Source organism: Halomonas sp. TA22, from assembly GCF_013009075.1.
Classification (GTDB): Bacteria; Pseudomonadota; Gammaproteobacteria; order Pseudomonadales; family Halomonadaceae; genus TA22.
In genome coordinates this window covers 3,196,197-3,222,692 of record NZ_CP053108.1, presented here as the reverse complement: position 1 = coordinate 3,222,692, position 26,496 = coordinate 3,196,197, and the positions used below count along the sequence as shown (strand labels likewise).

Sequence of the window (26,496 nt, the reverse complement as noted above, 5' to 3'; positions counted from 1 at the left end):
AAGACGAGCACGACTCGCTCGCGAGCCATGAGTCTACCCTGTCCCGGCGCATCGATCATGACGATGATCAATCAATCGATAGCCGAAGGTTTGATAGATAGGAATAAGTCACATTATGCTTAAACGCCGCATACCCATGCAGCCATAGCGCCCTTGTGATCGGAGAGAGGCATATTCGGCGCTGGCATTCTGACACGGATTCACCGGCTTGCTTACCGAAGCGTTGAAGACATGCGCCTTTATTTATAGACGCTCGAGGTAAGCCGCCCCCCCGAGGTTGCGCATCTGCTGGCGAATCCAGCCACTGCGCCGCTCGACATGCGGCCCGGGGCGAGCGGCATCCCAGGCCCGTGGGTTGGGGAGGATGGCTGCCAGGCGGCTGGCCTGCACTTCGGTGAGCTGATGGGCGTCCACGCCGAAATAGTGCTGACCTGCCGCTTCCAGGCCGAACACGCCACTATCCCATTCGGCGATATTGAGATAGACCTCAAGGATGCGCTCCTTGGGCCAGAGCAGCTCGATCAATACCGTAAACCACGCTTCCAAGCCTTTGCGCAGCCAGCTACGCCCGGTCCAGAGGAAGAGGTTCTTGGCGGTCTGCTGGCTGATGGTACTCGCCCCACGCAGGCTTCCACCGGCGCGGTTGGACTCCCAGGCGCTGCGCATGGCATCGAGATCGAAACCGCGATGAAAGGGGAAGCGCTGGTCCTCGGCAGCGATCACCGCCAGCTTGGCGTGGCTCGACAACTCCGACCAGGGGCGCCACTGTTGCTGGATGCTGATGGGTTCGCGGGCCACCCACGACTGCACCTTGCGTTCGACCATCACCATCGAGCCAAATACCGGTACCACACGCAGCATCAGCACCAGCACAATGGAGATCCCCACGAAACCCAGCAGCGCGATGGCAAAGATGCGTACTGAGCGATACACCACATGTCGCATCATTCACCATTCCCGTTTGCCGGAAGCATATGAGATGGCCCAAACGGCCACTACCTGCAGCGTTTTCAAGTTAATCGGCCATGTGCAACGGCTCCCTCCGATGCCATGGTTGCATGCAGTCTGCATGGATTCAATCGGCCGGCTCCCGTGGCAGGCGCCGACCGAGCGATGGATGACCATTCAGCGGAATAGGTAATCGGCGTGGTAGCGCAGGTGCTCCTCGATGAAGGTGGCGATGAAGAAGTAGCTATGATCGTAGCCGGGTTGGCGCCGCAAGGTCAGCGGATGATCGTGGGTCTTGCACACCGTCTCCAGCCGCTCGGGCTTGAGCTGATCCTCGAGGAAATTATCCGCCTCGCCCTGGTCGATGAACAGCGGCTGGCGCGACACGCCCTTGGCGACCAGCTCGCAGGCATCGTACTGGCGCCAATCGCCTCGTTCCTCGCCGAGGTAGCCCTTGAACGCCTTCTGCCCCCAAGGCACGCCCATCGGGTTGACGATAGGAGCGAAGGCCGACACCGAAGCGAAGCGTCCCGGCTGGCGCAGCGCCAGGATCAGTGCACCGTGCCCGCCCATGGAGTGGCCGCTGATCGACTCACGACCATTCACAGGGAAGTGCTGGCGCACCACTGAGGGCAACTCATCGTTGATATAGTCGTACATCCGGTAGTGGCGCGCCCAGGGCTCCTGCTTGGCGTTGAGATAGAAGCCGGCGCCACTGCCGAAATCGTAGTCGTCATGCTCGCCGGGCAGGTCGGTGCCGCGCGGGCTGGTATCGGGACAGACGATGGCGATGCCGAGTTCGGCGGCGACGCGCTGAGCCCCGGACTTCTGCATGAAGTTCTCATCGTTGCAGGTGAGTCCCGACAGCCACCAGAGCAGCGGCACGCGCTCCTCCTCGGCCTGGGGCGGCAGGTAGATGGCGAAGATCATCTCGCAACCCAGCGCCCGGGAGTGGTGCTTGTAGCGCTTGATCCAGCCCCCGAAGCTCTTGGTAGCGGAGACCAGCTCCAGGTGTTCGGTCATGGTCATAACTCCTCCTTGTGACATGCGCACGGCATCGTGCGGCACCGCCATCCGGCGGTGCCAGAGCGGCTCAGTAATGAAGCACCGTACGGATGCTCTTGCCGGCGTGCAGCAGCTCGAAGGCCTCGTTGATCTGTTCGAACGGCATGTCGTGAGTGACGAACTCGTCGATCTTGAGCTCGCCGTTCATGTAGCGGTCGACATAGCCCGGCAGCTCGCTTCTGCCCTTGACGCCGCCGAATGCCGAACCCTTCCAGACCCTTCCGGTGACCAGCTGGAACGGCCGCGTGGAGATCTCCTCGCCGGCGCCGGCCACACCGATGATGATCGATTCGCCCCAGCCCTTGTGGCAGCACTCCAGGGCCGAGCGCATCACGTTGACGTTGCCGATGCACTCGAAGGAGTAGTCGACCCCGCCGTCAGTGAGGTCGACGATGACCTGCTGGATCGGATCGGAGTAGTCCTTGGGGTTGACGAAGTCGGTGGCACCGAACTGACGCGCCATGTCGAACTTGTCGGGATTGACGTCGATGGCGATGATCTTCGAGGCGCCGGCCATCTGCGCACCCTGAATCACCGCCAGACCGATGGCGCCGAGACCGAACACTGCCACCGTCGCGCCGGGCTCAACCTTGGCGGTGTTCATCACGGCACCGATGCCGGTGGTCACGCCGCAGCCGAGCAGGCAGATCTTGTCCAGCGGCGCCTCCTTGGAGACTTTGGCAAGCGACACCTCGGGAACCACGGTGTACTCGGAGAAGGTCGAGGTGCCCATGTAGTGATGCAGTGTCTTGCCCTCCAGCGAGAAACGCGAGGTACCATCGGGCATCAACCCCTTGCCCTGGGTCGCCCGCACCGCCTGGCAGAGATTGGTCTTGCCCGAGAGACAGAACTTGCACTTGCCGCACTCGGCGGTATAGAGCGGGATGACGTGATCGCCGGGCTTGAGACTGGTGACGCCCTCGCCCACCTCCTCGACGACTCCGGCCCCCTCATGGCCCAGCACCGAGGGAAATAGCCCTTCCGGGTCGGCGCCGGAGAGCGTGAAGGCATCGGTATGACAGACACTGGTGGCCTTGATGCGCACCAGTACTTCACCGGCCTTGGGACCCTCGACATCGATTTCGACCAGCTCCAGCGGCTTGCCGGCTTCCAGTGCAATGGCGGCTCGTGATTTCATTTCTGACGCTCCTGTTGGCAGGTAGTGGACGCGCAGCGCCGACCTTTAACGGCCTAGGCGCGTCACCCTTGGTACATAGACTAGTCTAGGCGAGCGCGGTCGCTGGGATAAACCGGGCAGGCAGCATAAGATTGTTGCCCATGAGCAATAATCAAGAGAGCCTATCCAATGCAACGCTGGAATCGAATCGAAGCCTTTGTCGAAGTGGTACGCCTGGGCACGTTTTCCGCCGCGGCGCGCCAGCTCAAGGTCTCCAATTCTCACGTCAGCCGTCTGGTCGGCCAATTGGAGAACCAGCTTGGTGTCCAGCTGCTCTATCGCACCACCCGCCAGACGCGCCTGACCGATGCCGGCGCCCTCTACTACGAGCACTGCCACGCGCTATTCGATGGCTTTCGCGACGCCGAGGCGGCCATCAACGATCTGCAGGCAAGCCCCAGGGGGCTGCTGCGTCTGACCTCGGCCACCACCTTCGGCGAGCGCTACATCGCCCCCTTGGTCAACGATTTCCAGTGCCAGCATCCGCAGCTCGAGGTGCAGATGCACTTCACCAACCGCCGCGTCGAGCTGATCGACGAAGGCTTCGATATCGCCATCCGCATGGGGGTGCTCAAGGATTCGACACTGATCGCCAAGCGGCTCTGCGAGCGTCGCGAATACGTGGTCGGCTCTAAGGCCTACTTCGATCAGGTCTCGCGTCCCCACTCGCTGGCCGAGCTGGCCACGCACCGGTGTCTGGCCGGCTCGAGGGATTACTGGCTGTTCGATATCGAGGGGGTACGCCGCGAGGTACGCATCAGTGGTCGCTGGCAGGCCAATTCCGGCCCTGCCCTACTGGATGCAGCACTCAAGGGGCTGGGGCTCGCCCAGTTGCCGGACTACTACGTCAAGCCCTATCTACGCAGCGGGGAGCTGGTTTCAGTACTCGATGCCTACCAGCACAGCGATACGGCGGTGTGGGCCGTCTACCCCCGACACCGCCATCTTTCACCCAAGGTGCGCTTGCTGGTCGACCATCTAGCGGAGCACCTTCGTGAACGTCTCAGGCGGAAGAGCGCTCCGCTGACTCCAGGCTATACAGAGAACGCATGTTGCCGTTGAGATAGCAGTCGTCGAAGTCGCCTTCGCAGGCGAGCGCATCGATGTCGGGGATCTCTACATGGTGACGATCGCGGTGCACTAGGTTGGCCTCGCTCAAGGCCGAGAAGGTGCGACTGACATGCACCGGGCTCAATCCCATGATATCGGCCAGCTGCTCCTGGGAGAGTGGCAGATTGAAGTGGTTGCCCGCTTCCGGCTCCAACTGGTTGACGCGCAGGTACATCTCGAGCAGGAAGTTGGCGAGCCGCTCGCGTGCACTGCGCCTGGCAAGATTGACCAGGCGCTCGGTCAGCATCACCTGGTGACGGCTGGCCACGGCAAACACCACCGAGGTCAGGGTGTGCGATGCCTGGAATAGCTCCAGCAGGCGCTCGTGGGGGAAGCGGCATATCACCCCATCCTCGATCATCTCGACGCCGGACAACCGCTTGTGGAAGGCGAACTCGCTCAGGCCGATGATATCGCCGGGGAGGTAGATCTCGAGGATCTGGCGACTGCCGTTCTCCAGGTGGCGAAACGAGAAGGCCCAGCCACTTCTCAGGGTACAGAACTCGTTGGCGAGATCGCCCTCTGCCCATAGCTGCGTGCCGCCCTTGACCTCATTCGGGCTCTTTTCCAGCTCCTCCAACAACGCCTTGTCTTGCTTCGACAGGGAACCGTAATAACTAAAATGGCGAATAATGCAGCTGCCCTGGTCGTCCACGATAGTCCCCCTCCTGGTTAAGGCGGTATCGAAGAAATCAGCGCCTTGACGGCGGTAAAGCCTTCTTTCACCAACCGTTTTTCTTTTTCGAAAACACGCATGGTATGTCAAGCCGCGCAAGAAAGCACCTACCATCGATGGTGTAACCTTCGATTGTCGGCATGCCATGAATGTCCCCAGGAGAGAGCCATCGCGAGACACGTTTACCACTCATCGCTCACTACTTGAAGTTCTTGCCGATCATCTTGAGCGCCTCGCCGACGATACCGCTGCGAAAGCTCAGCACGCAGAGGACGAAGATGGCGCCCAGAATCACATTGACCCAGTCACCCAGCGGCGACTGAGCAAGCTGATGCTGCAAGCTGACCACCAACCCGGCGCCGACCACTGGTCCAAACAGGGTCCCCACGCCACCCAGCAGGGTCATCAGGATCACTTCACCCGACATGTGCCAGTGAGCGTCGGTCAGCGAGGCGAGCTGGAATACCACGGTCTTGGTGGCACCCGCGAGACCCGCCACGCCTGCCGAGATCACGAAGGCAACCAGCTTGTAGGCATCGACGTTATAGCCCAACGAGATCGCCCGGGGTTCGTTTTCGCGGATCGCCTTGAGCACCTGGCCAAAGGGCGAGTGCACGGTACGCTGGATCAGTGCGAAGCCGAACAGGAAGATCGCGAAGACGAAGTAGTACATCGCCAGATTGCTGCGCAGATTGATCATCCCGAACAGCTGGCCCCGGGGTACCCCGTGCAGGCCATCCTCGCCGCCGGTAAAGGGAGCCTGGATATAGAAGAAGAACACCATCTGGGCAAGTGCCAGGGTCACCATGGCGAAGTAGATCCCCTGGCGGCGTATCGCCAAGGCGCCGAACAGTCCGCCCAGCACCACGGCGGCCAGGGTGCCCACCAGGATGCCGAGTTCCGGCGTCAGGCCCGGATAGCTCGACAGCAGGTAGCCCGTCACATAGCCGCCAGTGGCCAGGAACGCCGCATGACCGAAGGAGAGTAGCCCGGCATAGCCCAGCAACAGGTTGAAGGCAGAGGCGAACAGAGCGAAGCACAGGACCTTCATCAGGAAGACCGGATAGGCCAGCAGTGGTGCCACCAGCCCCAACACGATCAGTGCTGCGTAGAGCAGCCCCCGGCGCAGCCGCGCATTGCGGCGGCGCTGCATGGCCGGGCTCAGGATTTGTGCACTATTGATCATCTCATGTCTCCTTGCCGAACAGGCCTGCGGGACGCAGCATCAACACCAGGATCATCACCAGGAAAATCACCGTGTTGGCCGCCTCGGGGTAGTACACCTTGGTCAATCCCTCGATTAGCCCCATGGCAAGCCCGGTGACGATGGCCCCCAGTATCGAGCCCATCCCGCCGATCACCACCACCGCAAAGACCACGATCAGCAAGCTCGAGCCCATGGTCGGCGACACCGGGTAGAGCGGTGCGGCGAGTACCCCGGCGAAGGCTGCCAGGGCCACGCCGAAGCCGTAGGTCAGGGTGACCAGTAGCGGCACATTGACGCCGAAGGCCTGCATCAACGCCGAGTTTTCGGTCCCGGCACGCAGGTAGGCACCCAGCCGCGTGCGCTCAATCATGAACCAGGTGAACAGACACACCAGCAGTGCGGCGACCAAAACCCAGGCCCGATAGGTGGGCAGGAACATGAAGCCAAGCTGGAAGCCGCCCTGCAGTGCAGAGGGAATTGGATAGCTGGCGCCGGAGACGCCGAAGAAGTTGACCAGCGTTCCCTCGAAGATCAGCGCCAGACCGAAGGTGAGCAGTAGCCCATAGAGATGATCGAGATGGGCGATGCGGCGCAGCAGCAAGCGTTCGAGCACCACGCCCAGCGCGCCGATCACCAGTGGTACCAGCACCAGCGCCAGCCAGTAGTTGATTCCCAAGTAGCGAAAGCCCAGCAGCGCGGCGAAGGCGCCCAGCATGTACTGAGCACCATGCGCGAAATTGACGATCTTCAGCAATCCGAAGATCACCGCAAGTCCCAGACTCAGCAGCGCATAGAAGGCGCCGTTGATCAGCCCCAGCAGCAGCTGTCCCATGAAAACCGCCAAGGGCACTCCGAATATCATTGTCATTGCGCGAATCTCCTCGCCTCACGAAACCCGACAGCAGCCGACATCGCCGCTGCCGTTCGTCTCAGTTGCCGACCAGATTGCACGCGCTTTCGGAGAGCGGTCGGTAGGCCTCTTCGGCGGGGATGGTGCTGAGAATCTCGTAGAGGTCCCACTCACCGGTCGATTCACCGGGCGTCTTGACCTGGGCCAGGTACATGTCGTGCACCATGCGGCCATCCTCGCGAATGCGGCCATTGCGGGAGAAGAAGTCCTCCACCGGAGTCGCCATCATCTGCTCGCGCACGGCGGCGGTATCGTCGCTGCCAATCGCCTGCACCGCATTGAGGTAGTGCATGGTGCTGGAGTAGATGCCCGCCTGGACCATGGTCGGCATACGTCCCACACGCTCGTAGTAGCGCTCGGCCCATTCGCGGCTCTCGTCGTCCATGTCCCAGTACCAGCCGGTGGTGAGCAGCAGCCCTTGGGTCGACTCGAGACCCATGGCATGCACGTCATTGAGGAACACCAGCAGACCGGCGAGCTGCTGGCCACTCTGGACGAGGCCGAACTGGCTTGCCGTCGTGATCGCGTTGACGGTATCGGCCCCGGCATTGGCCAGCCCGACGATCTGGGCACCGGAGCCCTGGGCCTGAAGGATGTAAGAGGAGAAGTCGCTGGTCGGGAAGGGGTGGCGCACCTTACCCACGATGCTGCCGCCATTGTCGTTGACCACCTTCTCGACGTCCCCTTCTAGGGCATGGCCGAAGGCGTAGTCGGCGGTCAGCAAGAACCAGCTGTCGCCACCCTGGTCGACGATCGCCTTGGCGGTGCCGTTGGCCAGCGGATAGGTGTCGTAGGCCCAGTGGATATGGTTGGCGGTGCAGTGCTCGTTGGTGATGCTCGACGCCGCCGACCCCGAGACCAGGCCAAGCCCGTCGTTCTCCTCGAGGATCCGCGTGACGGCGATCACCACCGACGAGGCGACCAGCCCCGCGACCATGTCGACGTTGCGCTGGTCGATCCACTCGCGCACGGTATTGGCACCAACGTCGGCGCTATTGCGATCGTCGGCGCTGAACAGCACGATCGGCGCGCCATCGACACTGCCGCCGAAATCCTCCACCGCCATCTCGAGTGCCGCCAGCCCACCGGGGCCAGCCAGGTCACGATAGGTACCGGACATGTCGGCCAGATAGCCAATGCGGATTTCGCCATCGCTGATCTCGGCGTGAGCCGCAGTCACCAGGCCACCGGCAGCGGCCAAGACGATGCCGCTGACCAGGGCGCGCTTGAGCAGGAGGCACTTGGAGGTCATTTTGTTGGCTTGCTTGGGTGAGTTCATGCATTTCTCCACGGCCCAAGTGGGCCTTGTTGTTGTAGTGACGGGATAAGACTGCAGTGGCTACGGGCCACTACACGCCGAGCATCCTGTGCAGGTGGTCGCGGCGTCCGGGCAGCTCGGCGGCACTAATCTGCTCGACGATACGTCCGTGCTCCATCAGATAGTGGCGGTCGGCGAGCGGTGCGGCGAAGCGGAAGTTCTGCTCCACCAGCACGATGGTCATGCCACGCGCCTTGAGCTTGACCAGCACCTCGCCCAGCGCCTGGACGATGACCGGTGCCAACCCCTCGGTGATCTCATCGAGCAGCAGCAGGCGCGCGCCGGTGCGCAGAATCCGCGCCATCGCCAGCATCTGCTGCTCACCGCCGGAGAGTTGCATGCCCTGGCTGCGCCGCCGCTCATAGAGGTTGGGAAACATCTCGTAGATTTCGTCCAGGCTCATGCCGCCGCTGCGCACCGTGGGGGGCAGCAGCAGGTTCTCCTCGACATCGAGACTGGCGAAGATGCCTCGCTCCTCCGGGCAATAACCCACTCCGAGCCGGGCGATATGGTGTGCCGGCACGCCAAGCGTCTCGGTGCCGTTGATGACGATCGAGCCGGTACGCCGACCGACCATGTTCATGATTGCCTTGAGGGTGGTGCTGCGCCCCGCGCCGTTGCGCCCAAGCAGGGTGACCAGCTCACCCCGGCTGACCGAGAAATTGACCCCGTGGAGAATGTGCGACTCACCATAGAAGGCGTGCAGATCGGCGACTCTGAGCTGCTCTGCACCGTCGTAATCGTAGATCGCTGCTGCTTGTGCACTCATGCGCTGGCCTCCTCGGCTGCCGCTTCGCGCCCCATGTAGGCCTCCTTGACACGGGTATCGCACGAGACCGTCTCGTAATCGCCCTCGGCGAGTACCGCCCCGCGCGCCAGCACGGTGATCCGGTCGCATAGCCGGCTGACCACGCTGAGGTTATGCTCTACCATCAGCACCGTGCGCCCCAGCGAGACGCGACGGATCAGCTCGACGATACGGTCGACGTCCTCGGCACCCATGCCCTGGGTCGGCTCATCGAGCAGCATCACCGTGGGCTCGAGCGCCAGGGTGGTGGCCACTTCCAGCGCCCGCTTGCGACCGTAGGGCATCTCCACGGTCAGCACATTGGCGTATTCCTTGAGGCCCACCTGTTCGAGTAGATCCATGGCCCGCTCGTTGAGCGGTTCGAGGCTGCGTTCCGATTTCCAGAAGTGAAAGGAGGTACCCAGGCTGCGCTGCAACGCCACGCGCACGTTCTCCAGTGCGGTCATATGCGCGAATACCGCGGAAATCTGAAACGAGCGCACCAGCCCGAGACGTGCGATCTCATTGGGCTTGAGGCGGGTGATCGGCTTGCCGCGGTAGAGAATTTCCCCCTGGCTCGGCGGCAGAAATTTGGTGAGCAGATTGAAGACGGTGGTCTTACCGGCCCCGTTGGGGCCGATCAAGGCGTGGATGTGGCCCTCCCTGACCTTGAGATTGACGCTATCCACGGCAGTAAAGCCGCGAAACGTCTTGGTCAGACCGCGAGTCTCGAGAATCAACTCTTGGGTCATGTGGCGTCCTCCGGGGCGCGACACACCCCGTGCAGTCGTTGTCGTTATTGTCATCTCCGGGGCGAGTGCCTCGGAAGAAGCTTACGTTAACGTAAGCTAGAGCAGCTTAGACGACCTCGCAATCGTTCCCTGGCCCGACTCGACCAATGGAGTAGACGCAACCGGGCCGTGAAAACGCCAAGGGCGCCGAACGGCGCCCCAGCAAAACGGTGAACAACCCCGGCTCAGCACTCGATGGCATTCACCGCCAGACCGCCGCGCGAGGTCTCCTTGTACTTATCCTGCATGTCACGTCCGGTATCGCGCATGGTGCGTATCGCCTTGTCCAGCGAGATGAAATGCTCGCCATCGCCACGCAGCGCCATCTGGGCGGCATTGATCGCCTTCACCGAGGCGATGGCGTTGCGCTCGATGCAGGGCACCTGCACCAGTCCGCCGACCGGGTCGCAGGTCAGCCCCAGATTATGCTCGAGGCCGATTTCGGCGGCGTTTTCCACCTGTTCGACACTGCCACCCATCAACTCGGCGAGCCCCGCCGCGGCCATGGCACAGGCCGAGCCCACCTCGCCCTGGCAGCCCACCTCGGCGCCGGAGATCGAGGCGTTCTTCTTGCACAGGATGCCCACTGCACCGGCAGCCAGCAGGAAATCGACGACATCGCGAGCACAGGCGCCGGGCTGGAACTTCATGTAGTAGTGCAGCACCGCCGGGATGATGCCCGCCGCGCCGTTGGTCGGCGCCGTCACCATCCGTCCTCCGGCGGCATTCTCCTCGTTGACCGCCAGCGCGAAGAGATTGACCCAATCCATTGCCGAGAAGGTGGTGGCGATCAACCCACGATCCCCCTCCATCGCCTGCAGGCGTCGGTAGAGCGCCGCGGCGCGCCGTTTCACATTAAGCCCGCCCGGCAGCACCCCCTCTCCGGCAAGACCAACCTCGACACACGCCTGCATCGCCTGCCAGATTTCGGCCAGGCCATCGCGAATCTGCTGCTCGCTACGCCAGGCCTTCTCGTTGGCCAGCATCAGCTCGCTGATGCGCATGTCGTGCTCTCGGCACAGCGTCATCAATTCGGCCGCACTGTTGAAGTCGTAGGGCAGTTGCGTGGTGTCGCTATCGAGCTTTCCCGACTGCACTTGCTGCTCGTCGATGACAAAGCCGCCCCCCACCGAGTAGTAGGTATTGCGGTAGAACTCCCCCTCCTGGCCGTGGGCGATCAAGCGCATGGCGTTGGGGTGGTGCGGCAGGCACTCCTCATGCCACTGCAGATCGCGTTCCCAGCGAAACTCGACCGTCTGGGTGCCGCCCAGGCACAGCGTGGCGGAGGAGTGAAGCGCCTCGATCGCCGGATCGATGTTCGCCGGATCGATACGCTCGGGAAGCTCTCCCATCAGCCCCATGAGAATCGCACGATCGGTGCTGTGCCCCTTGCCGGTCGCCGAAAGCGAGCCATACAGATGCACTTCGACTCGACTCACCTGTGCAAGCTCACCTTTTTCATCGAGCGCGGCGACGAAATCGTGCGCCGCCCGCATCGGGCCAACGGTATGCGAGCTCGAGGGCCCGATGCCGATTCTGAACAGATCGAAGACGCTGATCGCCATGCAATCACCTCGAAGCAGGCTGAAGAAGTGGCGCGTGGCGGGACGACGAATCAAGACAACTAAACTGTCTAAAAAGGAAGCGTGCCCCGACAGCGCTTTTCCGCTATGTTGGGCAAGTCACCAACGCTTCTCAATCCAGAATATCTCGCCCTTAGTTTAGAATAGCTTAACCATGAGCCGACATCTCAACGCCCAGACGCATGCCTGGCTGAAAGTCTTCGCGGTGAGTGCACGCCACCTCTCCTTCACCCGTGCTGCAGAGGAGCTTCACGTGACCACCGGCGCGGTCAGCCAGCAGATCAAGCAGCTCGAGGAGCGTCTGGGGTTCAAGCTGTTTCGCCGCCTGCCCCGCCAGCTGCAGCTGACCGACGAGGGGCAACGACTAGCTGCTGTCGTCGACGAAGCCTATCTCTCCGTAGGACTCGAAGTGCGCCGTCTGCGCAGTGGCGTGATGAGCGGCATCATCCGGCTACGCTCGGTGCCGGCCTTTCTTGCCAAGTGGCTGATGCCACGCCTGCCCCGGCTGCAGGCACGCTTTCCCGACATCGAACTCGACCTGATCGCCGAGGACAGCAATATCTCGCTGCGCGATGGCGATTACGATCTCGCCCTCGATCTCAACGACGGCCACTATCCTGGACTCGCGATCACGCCGCTGATCGATGAAACGATCTTCCCCGTCTGTGCTCCTGGGCTGATGCGTGGCAAGCCGCCACTTCGCCGTCTGGAGGATCTCGCCTGGTACCCACTGCTGCATGATGTCACCGCCTGGCGCGGCAGCCGTGACTACGCGGAGTGGGAGCACTATCTTGATGCCTGCGATGCCGAGCATATCAATGTCCGCCGCGGTTATACTTTCAATCGCCATCAATTGACCATGGATGCCGCCATTGCCGGCATGGGCGTGGCGATCGCCCGCCAAGCATTGATCACCGACGAGCTCAAGAATGGTGTCTTGATCGCCCCCTTTGCTCAACGTGTCGCCACTGGCAAGCGCTACGGTATCGTCCACGTGCCGGGCGCGCTCGACGACCGACGCATCAAGGCCGTGCATGACTGGCTGGTCGAAGAGGCCAACCGCAGTGGTAGGCTGGCAAGCCAAATGGAATAGCGATAAAATAACATTCGCTTTTGTATGTATCTCACCTAGGGAAAGTCTATGCCCCCGGAACCCGTCACCCGCCCCATCAGCTTCACTGCCGCCTGCATTCGTGCAGGACTCTACATGCTGCTTATCGCCGCCCTGGCCCAGGGGGCCTATATCGAGGCACTGCACTTCCCGGAGGTGAGTTTTACCGAGTATGGCTTCACCGAGCTCGCGCAGAGCGCCCTGCTGCTGAGCGCATCGCTGCTGCTGCTCTACACGCGCCAGGTGCTGAAGGTGATGCCCACCCTGACCCTGTTGATGTTCGCCTTCGTCTTCAGCTCATTGATCCGCGAGCAGGACTACTGGCTGGACACCTATGTGGCTCGGCATACTTGGAAGGTGCTGGTCGCCTTGGTGGTCCTACCCAGCCTCTATTGGGTCATCCGCCATCGGCGCCGCTTCATCGAGGAGTTTGCCCACTACAGCAACAGCTTCTCCTTCGGCCTGTTTGCCGCCGGCGTACTGGTGACCTACGTCTTTTCGCGCCTCTACGGCCGCCAGGACTTCTGGCTTGCGGTACTGGAGGAGAGCTATGTGCGCACCTTCAAGGATGCCGCCGAGGAGGTGGTGGAACTGCTCGGCTACGCGCTGATCTTGATTGCCGTGATCGAGCTTACGTTGCTTGCAAGGCGCTGGACCCTGGCCCGCCAGCCCGGCTGATCCCATGCACCGCCCTGCCAAGACGGCCACCTGCGGGAGGCCGTTTTCATTTTTATCGCGATATCTCCGGGAAGACGTTTGCAGTTGACGCGCATTCGACGCAATGTCCCGCGCCATGCCGTAACAGGCAAACCAATCAACTAAAAACCATTCGATAAAAGAGACAACCTCCTACTCAACGCCGAGGGGCTTCGCTGCCTGGTCACCGAAATGGTCGGTAATTTCACCGGCTTCGCCCCGCTCGGCACAGTGCTGGTGGCGATGCTCGGCGTTGGCGTGGCCGAGCACTCGGGACTGCTCTCCTCGAGCATGCGTGCCCTGGTGCTGAACCGCTCGCCGCGTATCGTCACCTATGCGGTGGTATTCGCCGGCATCATGTCCAACATGGCCGCCGAACTGGGCTACGTGGTACTGATCCCGCTGGCAGCAATGCTTTTCCACTCGCTCGGCCGCCACCCACTGGCCGGTCTGGCGGCCGCCTTCTGCGGTGTCTCCGGCGGTTATAGCGCCAACCTGCTGATCGGCACCGTCGATCCGCTGCTCTCGGGCATCACCCAGGAAGCGGCCCGCCTGCTCGACCCGACCTACACGTCGGCGCCGAGGCCAACTGGTTCTGCATGATCGTCAGTACTTTCGTGGTCACGCTGATCGGCGATCTGGTCACCGAGCGTATCGTCGAACCCAAGCTCGGCAAGTTCGACGCAACCTACGCCGAGGGCGATATCGACGACCAGCGCTTGGAAGGCCTCACTGACGGTGAGAAACGGGCACTCAAGGGCTCCGGCCTGGCGGCCCTCACAGTCGTTGCGGTACTGGCGATCATGGTGGTACCCGAGTGGGGGGGCTGCGCCACCCGAGACCGGCGCGATCAGCGGCTCGCCCTTCCTGAGCGGCATCGTGGTGATCGTGGTGGCCGGTGCCGATGCGCTCGAGTCGATGGGTTACGCGGCCCGGCGCTGTTCGCACTGGGCTGATCATGGCGGTGGCCGCACGCTATCGAAAGGATCTCGGCATCGGCACGCTAGTCGCTTTGATTCTCCCCTACACGCTGTTCATGCTGATAGGTTGGAGTCTTTTGTTCTTTATCTGGGTCTTCGTGCTTGGTCTGCCGGTCGGCCCCGGCTCGGCCACTCACTATACGCTCTAAACGCCGGCCTCCAGGCGCTCGGCAATAAAAACGCCCGCAGGCATCACCTGCGGGCGTTGGTGTTTCCAGCCTTGCTTGCGCTTAATCGTCTAGGAACGAGCGCAGCGGTTCGGAGCGGCTGGGGTGGCGTAGCTTGCGCAGCGCCTTGGCTTCTATCTGCCGAATGCGCTCGCGGGTGACGTCGAACTGCTTGCCGACTTCCTCCAGCGTGTGATCGGTATTCATGTCGATGCCAAAGCGCATGCGCAGCACCTTGGCTTCACGAGCCGTAAGGCCGCCCAGCACATTGCGCGTGGCCTCGATCAGGCCCTCGCCGGTGGCCATGTCGATCGGCAACAGCATGGTACCGTCCTCGATGAAGTCACCCAAGTGGGAGTCGTCATCATCACCGATCGGCGTCTCCATGGAGATCGGCTCCTTGGCAATCTTGAGCACCTTGCGAACCTTGTCTTCCGGCATCTCGAGGCGCTCGCCGAGCTCCTCAGGCGTCGGCTCGCGGCCCATCTCCTGCAGCATCTGCCGAGAAACGCGGTTGAGCTTGTTGATGGTCTCGATCATATGTACCGGAATGCGGATGGTGCGTGCCTGGTCGGCGATCGAGCGCGTGATCGCCTGACGAATCCACCAAGTGGCATACGTCGAGAACTTGTAACCGCGACGGTATTCGAACTTGTCCACCGCCTTCATCAGGCCGATATTGCCCTCCTGAATCAGGTCGAGGAACTGCAGCCCCCGGTTGGTGTACTTCTTGGCGATCGAGATCACCAGTCGCAGGTTGGCCTCGACCATCTCCTTCTTGGCCCGGCGCGCCTTGGCTTCACCGATCGACAGGCGACGATTGATCTCCTTCAATTCGGTGACCGGCAGCTGGACCATCTGCTCTTCGAAGGCAATCTTGCGCTGGGCACGGGCGATATCGCTACGGAACGGTCCGAGGCGTTCGCTATACTTGGCGTGGGCCGCCAGGAAGTCATCCATCCAGTCGGCACGCGACTCATTGCCCGGGAACGACTTGATGAATGTCTTGCGCGGGACTTTGCCTTTCTTGACAAAGACCTGCATGATCATCTTCTCCTGCTCACGAACCTGCTCGACGCTGATCCGCACCTGGCTGACCAAGCGCTCGAAATGCTTGGGCACCAGCTTGATCGGCGAGAACAGCTCCGCCAGGCGCGCCTGCTCCTCGAAGACCTCCTTGGAGCCGCGACCGTGCTTGGCGAGAATCGCCTTGACTACCTCGTTCTGCTCGCGAATCTGCTCGAAGCGCGCCTTGGCCTCTTCGGGGTCGGGACCACCCTCGTTGGTGTTGGTCTCCTCCTCGTCCCCGTCATCGTCGTCGCCATCGCCCTCGTCGTCAGTGTCGAGCTCGTCACTGATTTCGGGTTCGGGCACCTCGGCCTCGGCAACGCCAGGAATCCCCTCGTCGGGATCGATGAACCCCGAGAACAGATCGGAAAGACGCCCCGGCGCCTCCTCATCCTGGGTAGCATCGTAGGCCTCAAGGATCGAATCGACCGCACCGGGCAGGAACGCCAGGGAGGACATCACCTCTCGGGTCCCTTCCTCGATGCGCTTGGCGATTTCGATCTCGCCCTCGCGGGTCAGCAGCTCGACGGTGCCCATCTCACGCATGTACATGCGTACGGGGTCCGTGGTGCGGCCCACGTCGCTCTCCACGGCGGCGAGCGCGGCAACCGCTTCTTCAGCGGCGTGCTCATCGGTGGAGTGATCGGCCATCATCAAGGTGTCTTCATCGGGCGCTTCCTCAACGACACTGATCCCCATGTCGTTGATCATGCCGATGATGTCTTCCACTTGATCCGGGTCGGCGATATCCTCGGGAAGGTGGTCGTTGACCTCGGCATAGGTCAGGTAACCCTGCTCCTTGCCGCGCGCGATCAACTCCTTCAGACGTGACTGCTGCTGCGCATTTCCAGCCATAGAAACCCTATCTCGACGAAGAAGAATGAAGCACCCAAACGTGTAGGCGATAGCATCCATAAAGCCAACCATTATAGCGGCTTGCCATGCCAATCCGCCAGCGCTCCATTTGCGCCGACGTTTAGGTGTGTTAGTTTATCCGGTTAGGCCTGTTGCCGCGGTTTCGCCCTGCCCCTTTAGATGGCGGCGATGGGCAATAATTCAACCCCGGCACTCTCGGCCCCTCTCCTCGTCCCTGAGTCAGCGACCCAGCAGGGGCAGCAATTCAAGCAAACGCTGCTTCTCTTCCCGACTCAATCGCTCACCCTGACGCTCCTTCGCCAGCAGTGCGTCATACTCATGCCGCGGCGTCATCCGCGAGCGGCGTTGCACGAAATACTCCACCAGACCATCGAGCTCGGTGCCGCGATCCGCCCTAGGAATCAACAGTTCGCGCCTGGCCAGCTGCGCCAGACGCTCCCCCTCACGGCTGCCGTGAAAGTGCGCCAGCAGTACCTGGCCACTGCGATAACGGCCGGCCTTCAGCAGCTTGATCACCTCGCGGCACAGGGTCCCATCCGCATCCTCCGGACACCAGTCGTCGCTTTCCGGCAAGCGCCCGGCCAGTGCCGGCTCATGCACCAGCAACTGCAGCGCTCTGGCGGCCAGGCTCAACGCGCCACCCTTGCCCCGGCTCTCCCTGGCATCGGCTGCTATCATCTCCGAATCGGCGGAGGACCATGGCGTCTCATCGGGCGGCGAAGGCGGCGGTTCCGGCTCGGATGGCGGCACCATCAGCGCCTCGAAGCGCGACTGATCGACACCGGTACGCGACGCAAGTTCGCTGAGCATCAGCGACTTGAGCACGCCTTCGGGAAGCTTGCCGAGCGCCTTGAGCACGCTGCTGGCGAAGCGCTCGCGATCCTCGATGCGCGCCAGGTCACGCCCCGTCGCCGCCTGGTCGAACAGAAATTCCGATAACGGCGTGGCGCAGGTCACCCGCTTCTGGAACGCCTCGGCCCCCTCATCGCGGACCAAGGTATCGGGATCCTCGCCCTCGGGCAGAAACAGGAACCGCGCCTGGCGTCCATCGATCATCAGCGGCAGCACGGTCTCCAGCGCTCGGCTGGCTGCCTGGCGTCCGGCGCGGTCGCCATCGAAGCAGAACACCACCTCGCTGACCACACGAAACAACCGCTGCAGATGCTCCTCGCTGGTGGAGGTACCAAGCGTGGCGCAGGCGTTGCGAATGCCGAACTGGGCAAGCGCCACCACGTCCATGTAGCCCTCGACGATCAGCATCCTCTCGAGCTGACGATTGGCCTGGCGCGCCTCGTAGAGGCCGTACAGCTCCCGCCCCTTGTGAAACACCGGGGTCTCGGGGGAGTTGAGGTACTTGGGCTTGGCATCCCCAAGTACCCGCCCGCCGAAGGCGATGGTACGCCCCTTGATATCACGGATCGGGAACATCACCCGATCGCGGAAGCGGTCATAGGTGCGCCCGCTCTCCTCGCGATGCACCAGTAAGCCATATTCGACCTGCACCGCCTCGCCGATCCCCTGTTCGACGAGATGACGCTTGAGGGCATCCCACACATCCGGCGCATAGCCGATGGCGAAGTCGGCCTGGATATCGCCGGAGAGCCCGCGCCGTTCGAGGTAGGCGCGAGCCGCCTGCCCCTCGGCCATCTTCAGCCTAGTACGAAAGAAGCTCGCTGCCACCTCAAGCAGGTTCACGCCCTCCTTGCGCTTCTTCTCGCGGGCCTGGGCCCGGGGGTCGTCGGCCCCCTCACGCGGCACCTCGATACCCTGACGGGAGGCCAGCTGCTCGACCGCCTCGGGAAAGCGCAGGTTGTCGTACTCCATCAGGAACCGCAGGGCATTGCCGTGGGCGCCACAGCCGAAGCAGTGATAGAACTGCTTGTCCTGGCTCACGGTGAACGAGGGCGACTTCTCCTGATGAAAAGGACACAGTCCCGAGAAGTTGCGTCCGCTCTTCTTGAGCTGCACCCGCTCGCCGACCACCTCGACCACATCGACCCGCGCCAGCAGGTCATCGATGAAACGTTGCGGAATCTGGCCAGCCATAGGTGTCGCTCATTGCGAAGTGACGGCGTGCGGGAGCGGGAAAAACAAACGGCCACCGTTAGGCGGCCGCTTGGCGTCCCTCTGGAACGGCGAGACGAGGTCTCGACCGCCCCCAGTACGGATCAATACAACCGTTCGAAACGCTTGCGCTCACGCTGCAGCTTCTTGGCGTGACGCTTCACTGCCGCGGCAGCCTTGCGCTTGCGTTCAGCCGTCGGCTTCTCATAGTGCTCGCGACGACGCACTTCGGAGAGAACACCGGCTTTTTCACAGGAACGCTTGAAGCGCCGCAGGGCGACGTCGAACGGCTCGTTATCACGTACTTTGACAGAAGGCATTAAGCACTCACCTACCTTGGAATCATGAGTTCGGTTTGAACGCACGCCCGTGGAGAATCACGCCTCTCACTTGTCTCGCCACCGAACGCACGCCGCCGGAGCGGGTAACCATTGCAGTGAAAGGAGAAGCGAAAGAAAAATGAGCCCGAGCGCACGACCCAGTCTTACAGCGCACAGTAGTTTAGTCGTGCAGGGTAGGCTTTGCAAATTTACCGGACGATCTCTGCCACCGATCCGGCAAAACACGTAGAATGGCGCCTTTCTCTCCGACCTCGAGCCGTCCTCATGCGCGTATTGGGCATCGAAACCTCCTGCGACGAAACCGGCGTCGCCCTGTTCGACACCGAACGCGGCCTGCTGGCCGATCGGCTCTATAGCCAGATCGCCATGCATGCCGACTACGGCGGCGTGGTGCCGGAACTCGCCTCGCGGGACCATACCCGCAAACTGCTTCCACTGATCGGCGAGGTACTGGCCGAGGCCGGCATGACCCGCCATGATATCGACGGCATCGCCTATACCGCCGGCCCCGGCCTGGTCGGGGCGCTGATGGTCGGTGCCGCCACCGCTCACGGCATGGCGCGTGCCCTCAATATCCCGGTACTTGGCGTGCACCATATGGAGGGGCACCTGCTGGCCCCCATGCTCGAGGATCAGGCACCCGAGTTTCCATTCGTGGCGCTGCTGGTCTCGGGGGGCCACACCCAACTGATCGAGGTGCTCGGGTTAGGCGACTATCGACTGCTCGGCGAGTCGGTGGACGATGCCGCCGGCGAAGCCTTCGACAAGGCCGCCAAGATGCTCGGCCTCGCTTACCCCGGCGGCCCCAACGTGGCCAAGCTCGCCGAACAGGGCGACCCCTCGCGCTTCCGCTTTCCACGCCCCATGACCGACCGACCGGGGCTGGACTTCAGCTTCTCGGGCCTAAAGACCCACACCTTGACCGCTGCCAATGCCCTGCGCGATGACAAGGGCGCCCTGCTCGAGCAGGATCGCGCCGATATCGCGCGAGCCTTCGAGGAGGCGGTGGTCGATACGCTGGTCATCAAGTGTCGTCGTGCCTTGGATGCTACCGGTCACAAGCGTCTCGTGGTGGCCGGCGGGGTCAGCGCCAATGTGCGTTTGCGCGAACGCCTCGATGCCGAGACCGCCAAGCGCGACGCTCGTGCCTACTACCCACGCGGGCGCTTCTGCACCGATAATGGCGCGATGATCGCCTATGCCGGTGCCCAGCGCCTAGCCGCCGGAGAGCGCGACGACAGCGCCATGTTGGCAGTACCGCGCTGGCCGCTGGCCGAGCTCACTCCTCCGGGGGCGTGATGCGCCTGCTTCGCGTCGACAGCTGCGGCTCGCGCCCATGTGTCAGGCGGCGGATGTTGAGCACGTGGCGAACCAGCACCAATAGCGCGAACCCCGTCACGACCCAGACATACTCGGGCGCAAGCCACAAACTCATCAGCGGTGCCAGCGTTGCTACCGCAAGCGAGGCAACCGCAGCGGTGCGCACCCGCCAGGCCAGCAGTGACCATAGCGCCGCACAGCACAGCGCCACCAGGGGTGTCAGCACCAGCAGCACGCCGAAGGCGCTGGCGACCGCCTTGCCCCCGCGCCAGCGATGCCACACGGGGTAGCTATGCCCCAGCAGTACGCAAAATCCCACCACTCCCTGCGCCCAGGGAGGCAATTCCTGCCACTTGGCCAGCCACAGCACCGGCATGCCCTTGGCAGCGTCGAGCATCAGCGTGACCAGCGCCAGGTGGCTGCCATACAGGCGCAGCACATTGGAAAAGCCAGGATTGCGCGAGCCGGCAAAGCGCGGGTCGCGCACCCCGGCCAGCCGGCAGACCGTCAGTGCGCTCAGCCAGCTACCGCTGAGATAGCCCAGCAGCATCAGCATCGTCGTGGCCAATAGAGCGGAGTGGGTCATGGCAGGCGCCAGTGGGTAAAGACTCGATTCTGCCAGCCATGCGCGGGAGGAGCCACCGCCTTCCTATCGCAAGCCGAAGTGGTTAAGTATAATTGCCGCTGCATCCGCCGTAACGGAAATCGCCATCGTGACCATGGATCGCGTCATCATCGAAGCATTGGAAGTGGATACCGTGATCGGGGTCTACGACTGGGAGCGCAAGATACATCAACGTTTGTCACTCGACCTCGAACTGGCGACCGACATCCGCCCTGCCGCCGCTTGTGATGACCTCACTCTCACGCTCGACTATGCCGCGATCTGCGAACGCATCGCACGCTTCGCCGACGAGAATGCCTTCGCGCTGGTGGAGACCTTCGCCGAGCGCCTGGCCAGGCTGCTGCAGGAGGAGTTCTCCATTGCCTGGCTGCGTCTGTGCGTACGCAAGCCCGGTGCGGTACGCGCCGCCGCCGCAGTCGGCGTGATCATCGAACGGGGCGAGAACTCATGACGCAGATCACGGCGAGCATCGGCAGCAACATCGACCGCGAACGCCATGTCCGCCTATGTCTCGATGCGCTCGCCGAACGCTTCGGCGACCTGCGCATCTCCAGGGTGTTCGAGAGCAAGCCGGTGGGGTTCGAGGATGGACGCAACTTCTACAATTTGGTCGCCGTGTTCGAAAGCGACCTGTCGGTGGGTGAGCTGCAGGCATGGTGCAAGCAGCTCGAGTTCGCCAACGGGCGAAGCCGGCAGAGCGCCAAGTTCAGCCCGCGCACACTGGATATCGATCTGCTGACAGTCGGCGATCAGGTCGGTTGCGTGGAGGGAGTGACGCTGCCCCGCGACGAGATCGACAAGCACGCCTTCGTGCTGCAACCGCTGGCCGAGCTGCTCCCCGATCAGCGCCACCCCATCAGTGGCCGGCGCTATGCCGAGTTGTGGGCTAGCTTTACCGACAAGTCCCAGACCCTGTGGCCGGTGGACTTTATCTGGCAAGGTCGAGCGATCTCGCAACCCACCTGAACCAGCCAGCGCTCAGCGCTTCGGCGTCTCCTCCGGCACCCGAGCCTCGATTAATGCAGCAGCGATTACTGCGCAGCGCCTGCGGCGTACCTCCTCGCCCAATGCCTTGCCGCTGAACCCCTCGTTGAGCAATTGACGCGGCACGATCTGCTGGGCCATTCGCCAGGCCTGCGCCAGGTCTCGCGCCAGTAGCGGATGCGCGAGGCTCACCAGCGAGATCAGCGGCACCACCCGCTCGCTGCGACGCCAGGCGTCGATGCCATCAAGCCAGGTCACGATGCGCTCGGCTCCGGGGGCCGGCTCCTGCCAGAGCAGACGCGTCAGCGCTACCTGACGCGCCAGGTCGACATAGGCATTGGGCAGCCGTAGACGCTGGGCCAGCGAGTTGCGCCGCGCCTCATCAAGATGTTCGACAAGGCGTGCCCAGCGCCAGCGCGGCAAGGTAGTCGAGACATCACTCTCGAGCGACTCCTCCGGCACCTGATGCAAACGTGCCAGTGCCACCTCGAACGCCTCGGGGGCTTCCATCAGCTCGGGCATCAAGACAGCCAGTGCACCGCACTCATCCAGCACTTGGAAATAGGCCTCCGGGTGCGGCTCACCCAACGCTTTTTCCGTTTCGACCCAGACCCGCTCTGCAACCAGATGCGCGATCTCGCCACTCGCGGCGAGCTTTCGCATCAGCGCCCAGGTCTCCTCGGCGATGGTAAACTCAAGCCCTCGATAGCGCGCCAGGAAGCGCGCCGTACGCAGCACGCGCAGCGGATCCTCGCTGAAGGCGGGCGACACATGGCGCAGCCGCCGCGCCTCGAGATCACGATGGCCGCCATAGGGGTCGACCAGTTGGCCATCTGCGGTCTCGGCCATGGCATTGAGTGTCAGGTCGCGTCGCTCGAGATCCTCCTCAAGCGTAACCTCCGGGCTTGCGTGCACCTCGAAGCCGGCATAGCCATGTCCGGCCTTGCGCTCGGTGCGCGCCAGGCCGTACTCCTCGTGCGTCACGGGGTGCAGGAAGACCGGGAAATCGCGTCCGACCGGCTTGAAGCCACGCGCAAGCATCTCCTCGACGCTTGCGCCGACCACGACCCAGTCGTTGTCCTTCACCGGCCAGCCAAGGCGAGCATCGCGCACTGCGCCACCGACCCGATAGACCTCGAGCCCCTCGATATGGCGATCCGCTGGTGCGGCCATGGCCGGTCAGGAGACCCGGGTCGGGTGACGTACCGACCAGTCGGTAAAGCCACCATCGAGGCTATAGACGCGTTGATACCCCTGACCGGCGAGCCAGGCCGCCGCCTGCTGGCTGGAGTGGCCGTGATAGCAGACCACCACCAGCGGCTGGTCGGCGGGGGTTTCGTCGAGTAGCGCCCCCACCGTGGCATTGTCGAGATGACGACTGCCGGGGATATGTCCCTGGGAGAAACTCACCGGATCGCGGATATCGACCAGGGTCAGTGGCTGCTCGGCATCGAGCCAACTGGCCAGGGTAGCGTGGTCGAGATGTTCGAAGGATTGACTCATGTCAGGCTCCTGGATCGATGAGGTCAGTGGCGCTGGCGGCTGGGCACGCTGACGCGCTCACCCGAATGAAGGTTAAACGCGGTCAGCGTTCCGCCCCACACACAGCCGGTATCCAGCGCTTCGGCATGCACGCGGCTACCCGGCGTTTGTCCCTGCAGGGCTGCCCAGTGGCCAAATAGCAGATGCGGGTCATCCTTGCGGGTAAAGGTGAACCAGGGGGCAAAACCTGGCGGTGCGGAGTCGAGCCCCTCCTTGGCGGCAAAGTCGAGAGTTCCCGCGGCATCGATGAAGCGCATGCGCGTGAAGACGTTGACGATGGCGCGCAACCGATCGAGACCTTCCAAGTCGTCGCGCCAGCGGGCCGGGCTGTTGCCGTACATCGCCTCGAGAAAGGCCGTGCCACCCTCTCCAATCAGGCAGCGACGCACCTCCTCGGCCAAGTCGGCGGCCTGGGTGGGCGACCAGGAGGGCAGCAACCCGGCATGGGTCATCAGCCACTCATCCTGCGTCACCAGCAGTGGCTGTGCCTGCAACCAATCAAGCAGCGCTTCGCGGTCGGGGGCGTTGAGTATCGCCTCGAGCGTATCCGAGCGTTTCATCCCCGCGCCACCACGCGCCACCGCCAACAGGTGCAGATCGTGATTGCCTAGCACCACCTTCGCCGCATCGCCCAGCGCCTTGACCGTGCGCAGGCACTCGAGGGAGTCGGGGCCGCGATTGACCAGATCCCCCGCAAGCCACAGGCAGTCGTGTAACGGGTCGAAATTCAGACGTTCGAGCAGCTCCATGAACTCCGCATGGCAACCCTGCAGATCGCCGATGGCATAGGTCGCCATATGCTCGCTCTCCATGTCGTGATATTACAGCCTTGCAGGACCGATCCGGGTCGTCAATTCAGTGCACCTGGTTGGGGCCGGCCAGGCGAAAAGGGGGGATCGCCACATCGAAGGCGCGCTGCGCGGTAGTATCGATACAGGTATAGGCACCCTCCATGACCCCCACCGGGCACTCGAGCACCGCGCGACTGGTGTAGCGAAAGGATTGCCCAGGGCCAATAAGCGGTTGCTTGCCCACCACTCCCTTGCCGCGCACCTCCTGCACCTTGCCGCTGCCCTGGGTGATCTTCCAGTAGCGCGCCAGCAACTGGACGCTGCCCGGCGAGCGGTTGTGCACGGTGACGGTGTAGCTGAACACGAAGCGCTGCTCGCCGAGCGAGGACTCCTCCTCACGATAGTGAGGTTCGATATCCACGCGCACGGCGCCGTCCAGGTCGTCCCGTTTCATGCCTCTGCTCCGCTGAGATGATTGGCGATACGCACGAACTCCTCGACGCTCAGGGTCTGGGGACGACGCCCGGGATCGATTCCCAACGTTTCCAGTTCGGCGGCCTCGATGCGCCCCTTGAGATTGTTGCGCAGCGTCTTGCGCCGCTGGCCGAAGGCGTCGCGCACCACCTCGAACAGCAGCCTCTCGTCATTGGCGGGATGGGGCAAGGCATCGTGAGGTATCAGGCGCACGATCGCCGAATCGACCTTGGGGCGTGGCACGAAGGCTTCCGGCGGCACCAGAAACAGCGATTCGACCCGGCAACGGTACTGGGCCATCACCGACAGCCGCCCCCAGTCGGGACCGCCGGGCTGTGCTGCCAGGCGATCCACCACCTCCTTCTGCAGCATGAAGTGCATGTCGGAGATGGCGTTGCCAGCGGTGAGCAGATGGACGATCAGTGGCGTGGAGATATTGTAGGGCAGGTTACCCACCACCCGCAGCGCAGCCCCCTCCCCCTTCAGCGCCGCGAAATCGAACTTCAACGCATCGCCTTCATGAATGATGAAATCGGGGTAGTTGAAGAACTGCACACGCAGCCCCGGAATCAGGTCGCGGTCGAGCTCGATCACTTCAAGCGCGCCGGCAGCCTCCAGCAGCGGCTGGGTCAAGGCACCCTGGCCTGGGCCGATCTCCACGACCCGCTCACCGGGACGTGGCGCAATGGCGCGCACGATGCGGGAAATGATGCCCGTATCGCGCAGGAAGTTCTGACCGAAACGCTTACGGGCCCGGTGAACGGGAGGGCGTGATGACATGCGATTGGGTGTCCTTACTGAGTCACGAGCAAAAGGGCGAAGAGGTCATCGGTGACCGGCCATGTCGCCGGCCAGGGCCAGGGCCACCTTGAGGCTGCCGGCATCGGCCCGGCCAGTGCCGGCAAGATCGAGCGCGGTACCGTGATCCACCGAGGTCCTCACCAGTGGCAAACCCAGGGTGATATTGGCGGCACGCCCGAACCCGGCGTACTTGAGCACTGGCAGTCCCTGATCATGATACATCGCCAGCACCGCATCGGCGCCTGCCAGATGGCGAGGCGTGAACAGCGTGTCGGCGGGCAGCGGGCCGACCAGGTTCAGCCCCTCGCTGCGCAGCCGCTCGAGTGTCGGCGTGATCACCTCGATCTCCTCGCGGCCGAGATGGCCCTCCTCCCCGGCATGGGGATTGAGCCCACACACCACGATGCGCGGGTTGGATATGCCGAAGAAGCGCTTGAGATCCTGCTCGAGAATGCGCAGTACCCGGGAGAGTGATGCAGAAGTGATCGCCTCGGCGACCTGGCGAAGGGGCAGATGGGTCGTGGCCAGCGCTACCCGCAGGGCGCGACTGCTCTGCCGCTGCGCGTCACCGGCATGCAGCGCGCTGTCGGTGGCGAGCATCATCACCACCTCCTCGACACCACAGGCATCGCGCAGATACTCGGTATGCCCAGTGAAGCCGGCATGTCCGCCTTCGATGATCACTCCCTTGTGGAGAGGGGCCGTGACCATGCCGCTGGCGCGCCCTTCGCGACAGGCGGCGATCGCCACATCGAGCGTCTCAAGCACGTAGCCGGCATTGGCGAGATCGAGTTCACCCGGCGTGCAGGGTGCGCGCAGCGCTACCGGCCACACCGGCAGCACGCCTCGCCGGGGTGACCCAGGCATCTCACCCTGGGCTAGCACCCTCACCTCTAGCGAAAGTCCGAGCCGCGCTGCGCGCTGCACCAGCAGCTCGGGGTCGCCGACGGCCACCCATGGCATGGCCAGCGGGCTCTCCTTGCAGGCCAGTTGCACCACCAGATCGGGGCCGATACCGGCGGGCTCGCCACAGGTCAGGGCGAGCGGCCGGGGCGCTATCGTAAGAGGATCTGTCATACGGCGC

General features: G+C 63.0%; 27 protein-coding genes and 1 pseudogene. 8 read left to right on the top strand and 20 right to left on the bottom strand.

Annotated features, from left to right (window positions below; all coding sequences use genetic code 11):
- Window positions 1-243: 243 nt before the first annotated feature.
- The 3 genes from mtgA to HJD22_RS15235 form a co-directional block, all read right to left on the bottom strand.
- On the bottom strand, window positions 244-948 hold the full coding sequence (gene mtgA, locus HJD22_RS15245) for a monofunctional biosynthetic peptidoglycan transglycosylase (protein WP_208654529.1): 705 nt from the start codon (window positions 946-948) through the stop codon (window positions 244-246).
- A 177-nt stretch (window positions 949-1,125) separates the two neighbouring features.
- Window positions 1,126-1,977, bottom strand: coding sequence for an S-formylglutathione hydrolase (fghA, locus tag HJD22_RS15240; RefSeq protein WP_208654528.1), 852 nt, complete (start codon window positions 1,975-1,977; stop codon window positions 1,126-1,128).
- A 64-nt stretch (window positions 1,978-2,041) separates the two neighbouring features.
- Window positions 2,042-3,151 (bottom strand): S-(hydroxymethyl)glutathione dehydrogenase/class III alcohol dehydrogenase, encoded by a 1,110-nt coding sequence (locus HJD22_RS15235; RefSeq protein ID WP_208654527.1) that lies wholly within the window; start codon window positions 3,149-3,151, stop codon window positions 2,042-2,044.
- Between the two features lie 168 nt (window positions 3,152-3,319).
- Between HJD22_RS15235 and HJD22_RS15230 the strand changes: the two genes are divergently transcribed.
- Window positions 3,320-4,252 carry a LysR substrate-binding domain-containing protein gene (locus tag HJD22_RS15230; protein ID WP_208654526.1) on the top strand — a complete coding sequence of 311 codons (933 nt, stop codon included), beginning with the start codon at window positions 3,320-3,322 and terminating at the stop codon, window positions 4,250-4,252.
- On the opposite strand, the gene HJD22_RS15225 is transcribed toward HJD22_RS15230, so the two are convergent.
- The 7 genes from HJD22_RS15225 to HJD22_RS15195 form a co-directional block, all read right to left on the bottom strand.
- On the bottom strand, window positions 4,194-4,955 hold the full coding sequence (locus HJD22_RS15225; RefSeq protein WP_208654525.1) for a Crp/Fnr family transcriptional regulator: 762 nt from the start codon (window positions 4,953-4,955) through the stop codon (window positions 4,194-4,196). The two genes, HJD22_RS15230 and HJD22_RS15225, sit on opposite strands and share 59 nt — an antisense overlap.
- Window positions 4,956-5,175: 220 nt before the next feature.
- Window positions 5,176-6,162 carry a branched-chain amino acid ABC transporter permease gene (locus HJD22_RS15220; protein ID WP_208654524.1) on the bottom strand — a complete coding sequence of 329 codons (987 nt, stop codon included), beginning with the start codon at window positions 6,160-6,162 and terminating at the stop codon, window positions 5,176-5,178.
- A gap of 1 nt (window position 6,163) precedes the next feature.
- Window positions 6,164-7,051: a branched-chain amino acid ABC transporter permease gene (locus HJD22_RS15215; protein WP_208654523.1), complete on the bottom strand. Its 888-nt coding sequence runs from the start codon at window positions 7,049-7,051 to the stop codon at window positions 6,164-6,166.
- A 61-nt stretch (window positions 7,052-7,112) separates the two neighbouring features.
- Complete coding sequence (locus HJD22_RS15210) at window positions 7,113-8,372, bottom strand: ABC transporter substrate-binding protein (RefSeq protein WP_248730278.1); 1,260 nt, start codon at window positions 8,370-8,372, stop codon at window positions 7,113-7,115.
- A 70-nt stretch (window positions 8,373-8,442) separates the two neighbouring features.
- A complete protein-coding gene (locus HJD22_RS15205; protein ID WP_208654522.1) occupies window positions 8,443-9,180 on the bottom strand; it encodes an ABC transporter ATP-binding protein in 738 nt (245 codons plus the stop codon).
- Entirely contained in the window at window positions 9,177-9,950 is a 774-nt protein-coding gene (locus HJD22_RS15200) for an ABC transporter ATP-binding protein (RefSeq protein ID WP_208654521.1), read from the bottom strand. The genes HJD22_RS15205 and HJD22_RS15200 overlap by 4 nt, the downstream gene beginning before the upstream one ends.
- A gap of 224 nt (window positions 9,951-10,174) precedes the next feature.
- Complete coding sequence (locus HJD22_RS15195) at window positions 10,175-11,554, bottom strand: L-serine ammonia-lyase (RefSeq protein ID WP_208654520.1); 1,380 nt, start codon at window positions 11,552-11,554, stop codon at window positions 10,175-10,177.
- 172 nt (window positions 11,555-11,726) lie between these two features.
- Here HJD22_RS15195 and HJD22_RS15190 point away from each other — a divergent pair, with 172 nt between their 5' ends.
- The 4 genes and pseudogenes from HJD22_RS15190 to HJD22_RS17915 all read left to right on the top strand — a co-directional run bounded on the left by HJD22_RS15190 (window position 11,727) and on the right by HJD22_RS17915 (window position 14,508).
- On the top strand, window positions 11,727-12,665 hold the full coding sequence (locus HJD22_RS15190) for a LysR substrate-binding domain-containing protein (RefSeq protein ID WP_208654519.1): 939 nt from the start codon (window positions 11,727-11,729) through the stop codon (window positions 12,663-12,665).
- Window positions 12,666-12,713: 48 nt separating this feature from the next.
- Entirely contained in the window at window positions 12,714-13,361 is a 648-nt protein-coding gene (locus HJD22_RS15185) for a hypothetical protein (protein WP_208654518.1), read from the top strand.
- Between the two features lie 210 nt (window positions 13,362-13,571).
- Window positions 13,572-14,335: pseudogene (locus tag HJD22_RS18120) on the top strand (AbgT family transporter).
- A gap of 2 nt (window positions 14,336-14,337) precedes the next feature.
- The gene (locus tag HJD22_RS17915; RefSeq protein ID WP_248730275.1) at window positions 14,338-14,508 is read left to right on the top strand and encodes an AbgT family transporter; all 171 of its coding nucleotides are present in this window, start codon (window positions 14,338-14,340) and stop codon (window positions 14,506-14,508) included.
- An 81-nt stretch (window positions 14,509-14,589) separates the two neighbouring features.
- On the opposite strand, the gene rpoD is transcribed toward HJD22_RS17915, so the two are convergent.
- The 3 genes from rpoD to rpsU form a co-directional block, all read right to left on the bottom strand.
- Window positions 14,590-16,449, bottom strand: coding sequence for an RNA polymerase sigma factor RpoD (gene rpoD / locus HJD22_RS15175; protein ID WP_208654517.1), 1,860 nt, complete (start codon window positions 16,447-16,449; stop codon window positions 14,590-14,592).
- A gap of 240 nt (window positions 16,450-16,689) precedes the next feature.
- Window positions 16,690-18,516, bottom strand: a complete 1,827-nt coding sequence (gene dnaG / locus HJD22_RS15170) for a DNA primase (protein ID WP_208654516.1) — start codon at window positions 18,514-18,516, stop codon at window positions 16,690-16,692.
- Window positions 18,517-18,638: 122 nt separating this feature from the next.
- A complete protein-coding gene (gene rpsU, locus HJD22_RS15165) occupies window positions 18,639-18,854 on the bottom strand; it encodes a 30S ribosomal protein S21 (protein WP_016416934.1) in 216 nt (71 codons plus the stop codon).
- A gap of 285 nt (window positions 18,855-19,139) precedes the next feature.
- On the opposite strand from rpsU, the gene tsaD reads away from it, so the two are divergent.
- Window positions 19,140-20,174: a tRNA (adenosine(37)-N6)-threonylcarbamoyltransferase complex transferase subunit TsaD gene (gene tsaD / locus HJD22_RS15160; protein WP_208654515.1), complete on the top strand. Its 1,035-nt coding sequence runs from the start codon at window positions 19,140-19,142 to the stop codon at window positions 20,172-20,174.
- Here the strand turns inward: tsaD and plsY are convergent.
- Window positions 20,155-20,781 (bottom strand): glycerol-3-phosphate 1-O-acyltransferase PlsY, encoded by a 627-nt coding sequence (gene plsY, locus HJD22_RS15155; RefSeq protein ID WP_208654514.1) that lies wholly within the window; start codon window positions 20,779-20,781, stop codon window positions 20,155-20,157. The two genes, tsaD and plsY, sit on opposite strands and share 20 nt — an antisense overlap.
- Before the next feature lie 133 nt (window positions 20,782-20,914).
- Here plsY and folB point away from each other — a divergent pair, with 133 nt between their 5' ends.
- Both folB and folK read left to right on the top strand, forming a co-directional pair.
- On the top strand, window positions 20,915-21,271 hold the full coding sequence (gene folB, locus HJD22_RS15150; protein WP_208656772.1) for a dihydroneopterin aldolase: 357 nt from the start codon (window positions 20,915-20,917) through the stop codon (window positions 21,269-21,271).
- Window positions 21,268-21,786, top strand: a complete 519-nt coding sequence (folK, locus tag HJD22_RS15145) for a 2-amino-4-hydroxy-6-hydroxymethyldihydropteridine diphosphokinase (protein ID WP_208654513.1) — start codon at window positions 21,268-21,270, stop codon at window positions 21,784-21,786. The genes folB and folK overlap by 4 nt, the downstream gene beginning before the upstream one ends.
- Window positions 21,787-21,798: 12 nt before the next feature.
- Here folK and HJD22_RS15140 read toward each other — a convergent pair whose 3' ends face one another.
- From HJD22_RS15140 to pdxA, 6 genes are read right to left on the bottom strand one after another with little or no spacing between them, the layout of a single operon-like run.
- Window positions 21,799-22,977: a polynucleotide adenylyltransferase gene (locus HJD22_RS15140; protein ID WP_208654512.1), complete on the bottom strand. Its 1,179-nt coding sequence runs from the start codon at window positions 22,975-22,977 to the stop codon at window positions 21,799-21,801.
- Between the two features lie 6 nt (window positions 22,978-22,983).
- A complete protein-coding gene (gene glpE / locus HJD22_RS15135; protein WP_208654511.1) occupies window positions 22,984-23,307 on the bottom strand; it encodes a thiosulfate sulfurtransferase GlpE in 324 nt (107 codons plus the stop codon).
- Between the two features lie 23 nt (window positions 23,308-23,330).
- Window positions 23,331-24,143, bottom strand: a complete 813-nt coding sequence (locus HJD22_RS15130; protein ID WP_208654510.1) for a symmetrical bis(5'-nucleosyl)-tetraphosphatase — start codon at window positions 24,141-24,143, stop codon at window positions 23,331-23,333.
- Window positions 24,144-24,201: 58 nt separating this feature from the next.
- Window positions 24,202-24,591: a Co2+/Mg2+ efflux protein ApaG gene (apaG, locus tag HJD22_RS15125; protein ID WP_208654509.1), complete on the bottom strand. Its 390-nt coding sequence runs from the start codon at window positions 24,589-24,591 to the stop codon at window positions 24,202-24,204.
- Window positions 24,588-25,391, bottom strand: a complete 804-nt coding sequence (gene rsmA, locus HJD22_RS15120) for a 16S rRNA (adenine(1518)-N(6)/adenine(1519)-N(6))-dimethyltransferase RsmA (protein ID WP_208654508.1) — start codon at window positions 25,389-25,391, stop codon at window positions 24,588-24,590. The genes apaG and rsmA overlap by 4 nt, the downstream gene beginning before the upstream one ends.
- 45 nt (window positions 25,392-25,436) lie before the next feature.
- Window positions 25,437-26,489: a 4-hydroxythreonine-4-phosphate dehydrogenase PdxA gene (gene pdxA / locus HJD22_RS15115; RefSeq protein WP_208654507.1), complete on the bottom strand. Its 1,053-nt coding sequence runs from the start codon at window positions 26,487-26,489 to the stop codon at window positions 25,437-25,439.
- Window positions 26,490-26,496 lie beyond the last annotated feature (7 nt).

Coding starts and splice junctions, on each gene's coding strand:
- mtgA (WP_208654529.1), bottom strand. CDS start 948: ATGATGCGACATGTGGTGTATCGCTCAGTACGCATCTTTGCCATCGCG.
- fghA (WP_208654528.1), bottom strand. CDS start 1,977: ATGACCATGACCGAACACCTGGAGCTGGTCTCCGCTACCAAGAGCTTC.
- HJD22_RS15235 (WP_208654527.1), bottom strand. CDS start 3,151: ATGAAATCACGAGCCGCCATTGCACTGGAAGCCGGCAAGCCGCTGGAG.
- HJD22_RS15230 (WP_208654526.1), top strand. CDS start 3,320: ATGCAACGCTGGAATCGAATCGAAGCCTTTGTCGAAGTGGTACGCCTG.
- HJD22_RS15220 (WP_208654524.1), bottom strand. CDS start 6,162: ATGATCAATAGTGCACAAATCCTGAGCCCGGCCATGCAGCGCCGCCGC.
- HJD22_RS15215 (WP_208654523.1), bottom strand. CDS start 7,051: ATGACAATGATATTCGGAGTGCCCTTGGCGGTTTTCATGGGACAGCTG.
- HJD22_RS15210 (WP_248730278.1), bottom strand. CDS start 8,372: ATGAACTCACCCAAGCAAGCCAACAAAATGACCTCCAAGTGCCTCCTG.
- HJD22_RS15205 (WP_208654522.1), bottom strand. CDS start 9,180: ATGAGTGCACAAGCAGCAGCGATCTACGATTACGACGGTGCAGAGCAG.
- HJD22_RS15200 (WP_208654521.1), bottom strand. CDS start 9,950: ATGACCCAAGAGTTGATTCTCGAGACTCGCGGTCTGACCAAGACGTTT.
- HJD22_RS15195 (WP_208654520.1), bottom strand. CDS start 11,554: ATGGCGATCAGCGTCTTCGATCTGTTCAGAATCGGCATCGGGCCCTCG.
- HJD22_RS15190 (WP_208654519.1), top strand. CDS start 11,727: ATGAGCCGACATCTCAACGCCCAGACGCATGCCTGGCTGAAAGTCTTC.
- HJD22_RS15185 (WP_208654518.1), top strand. CDS start 12,714: ATGCCCCCGGAACCCGTCACCCGCCCCATCAGCTTCACTGCCGCCTGC.
- HJD22_RS17915 (WP_248730275.1), top strand. CDS start 14,338: ATGGCGGTGGCCGCACGCTATCGAAAGGATCTCGGCATCGGCACGCTA.
- rpoD (WP_208654517.1), bottom strand. CDS start 16,449: ATGGCTGGAAATGCGCAGCAGCAGTCACGTCTGAAGGAGTTGATCGCG.
- dnaG (WP_208654516.1), bottom strand. CDS start 18,516: ATGGCTGGCCAGATTCCGCAACGTTTCATCGATGACCTGCTGGCGCGG.
- rpsU (WP_016416934.1), bottom strand. CDS start 18,854: ATGCCTTCTGTCAAAGTACGTGATAACGAGCCGTTCGACGTCGCCCTG.
- tsaD (WP_208654515.1), top strand. CDS start 19,140: ATGCGCGTATTGGGCATCGAAACCTCCTGCGACGAAACCGGCGTCGCC.
- plsY (WP_208654514.1), bottom strand. CDS start 20,781: ATGACCCACTCCGCTCTATTGGCCACGACGATGCTGATGCTGCTGGGC.
- folB (WP_208656772.1), top strand. CDS start 20,915: ATGGATCGCGTCATCATCGAAGCATTGGAAGTGGATACCGTGATCGGG.
- folK (WP_208654513.1), top strand. CDS start 21,268: ATGACGCAGATCACGGCGAGCATCGGCAGCAACATCGACCGCGAACGC.
- HJD22_RS15140 (WP_208654512.1), bottom strand. CDS start 22,977: ATGGCCGCACCAGCGGATCGCCATATCGAGGGGCTCGAGGTCTATCGG.
- glpE (WP_208654511.1), bottom strand. CDS start 23,307: ATGAGTCAATCCTTCGAACATCTCGACCACGCTACCCTGGCCAGTTGG.
- HJD22_RS15130 (WP_208654510.1), bottom strand. CDS start 24,143: ATGGCGACCTATGCCATCGGCGATCTGCAGGGTTGCCATGCGGAGTTC.
- apaG (WP_208654509.1), bottom strand. CDS start 24,591: ATGAAACGGGACGACCTGGACGGCGCCGTGCGCGTGGATATCGAACCT.
- rsmA (WP_208654508.1), bottom strand. CDS start 25,391: ATGTCATCACGCCCTCCCGTTCACCGGGCCCGTAAGCGTTTCGGTCAG.
- pdxA (WP_208654507.1), bottom strand. CDS start 26,489: ATGACAGATCCTCTTACGATAGCGCCCCGGCCGCTCGCCCTGACCTGT.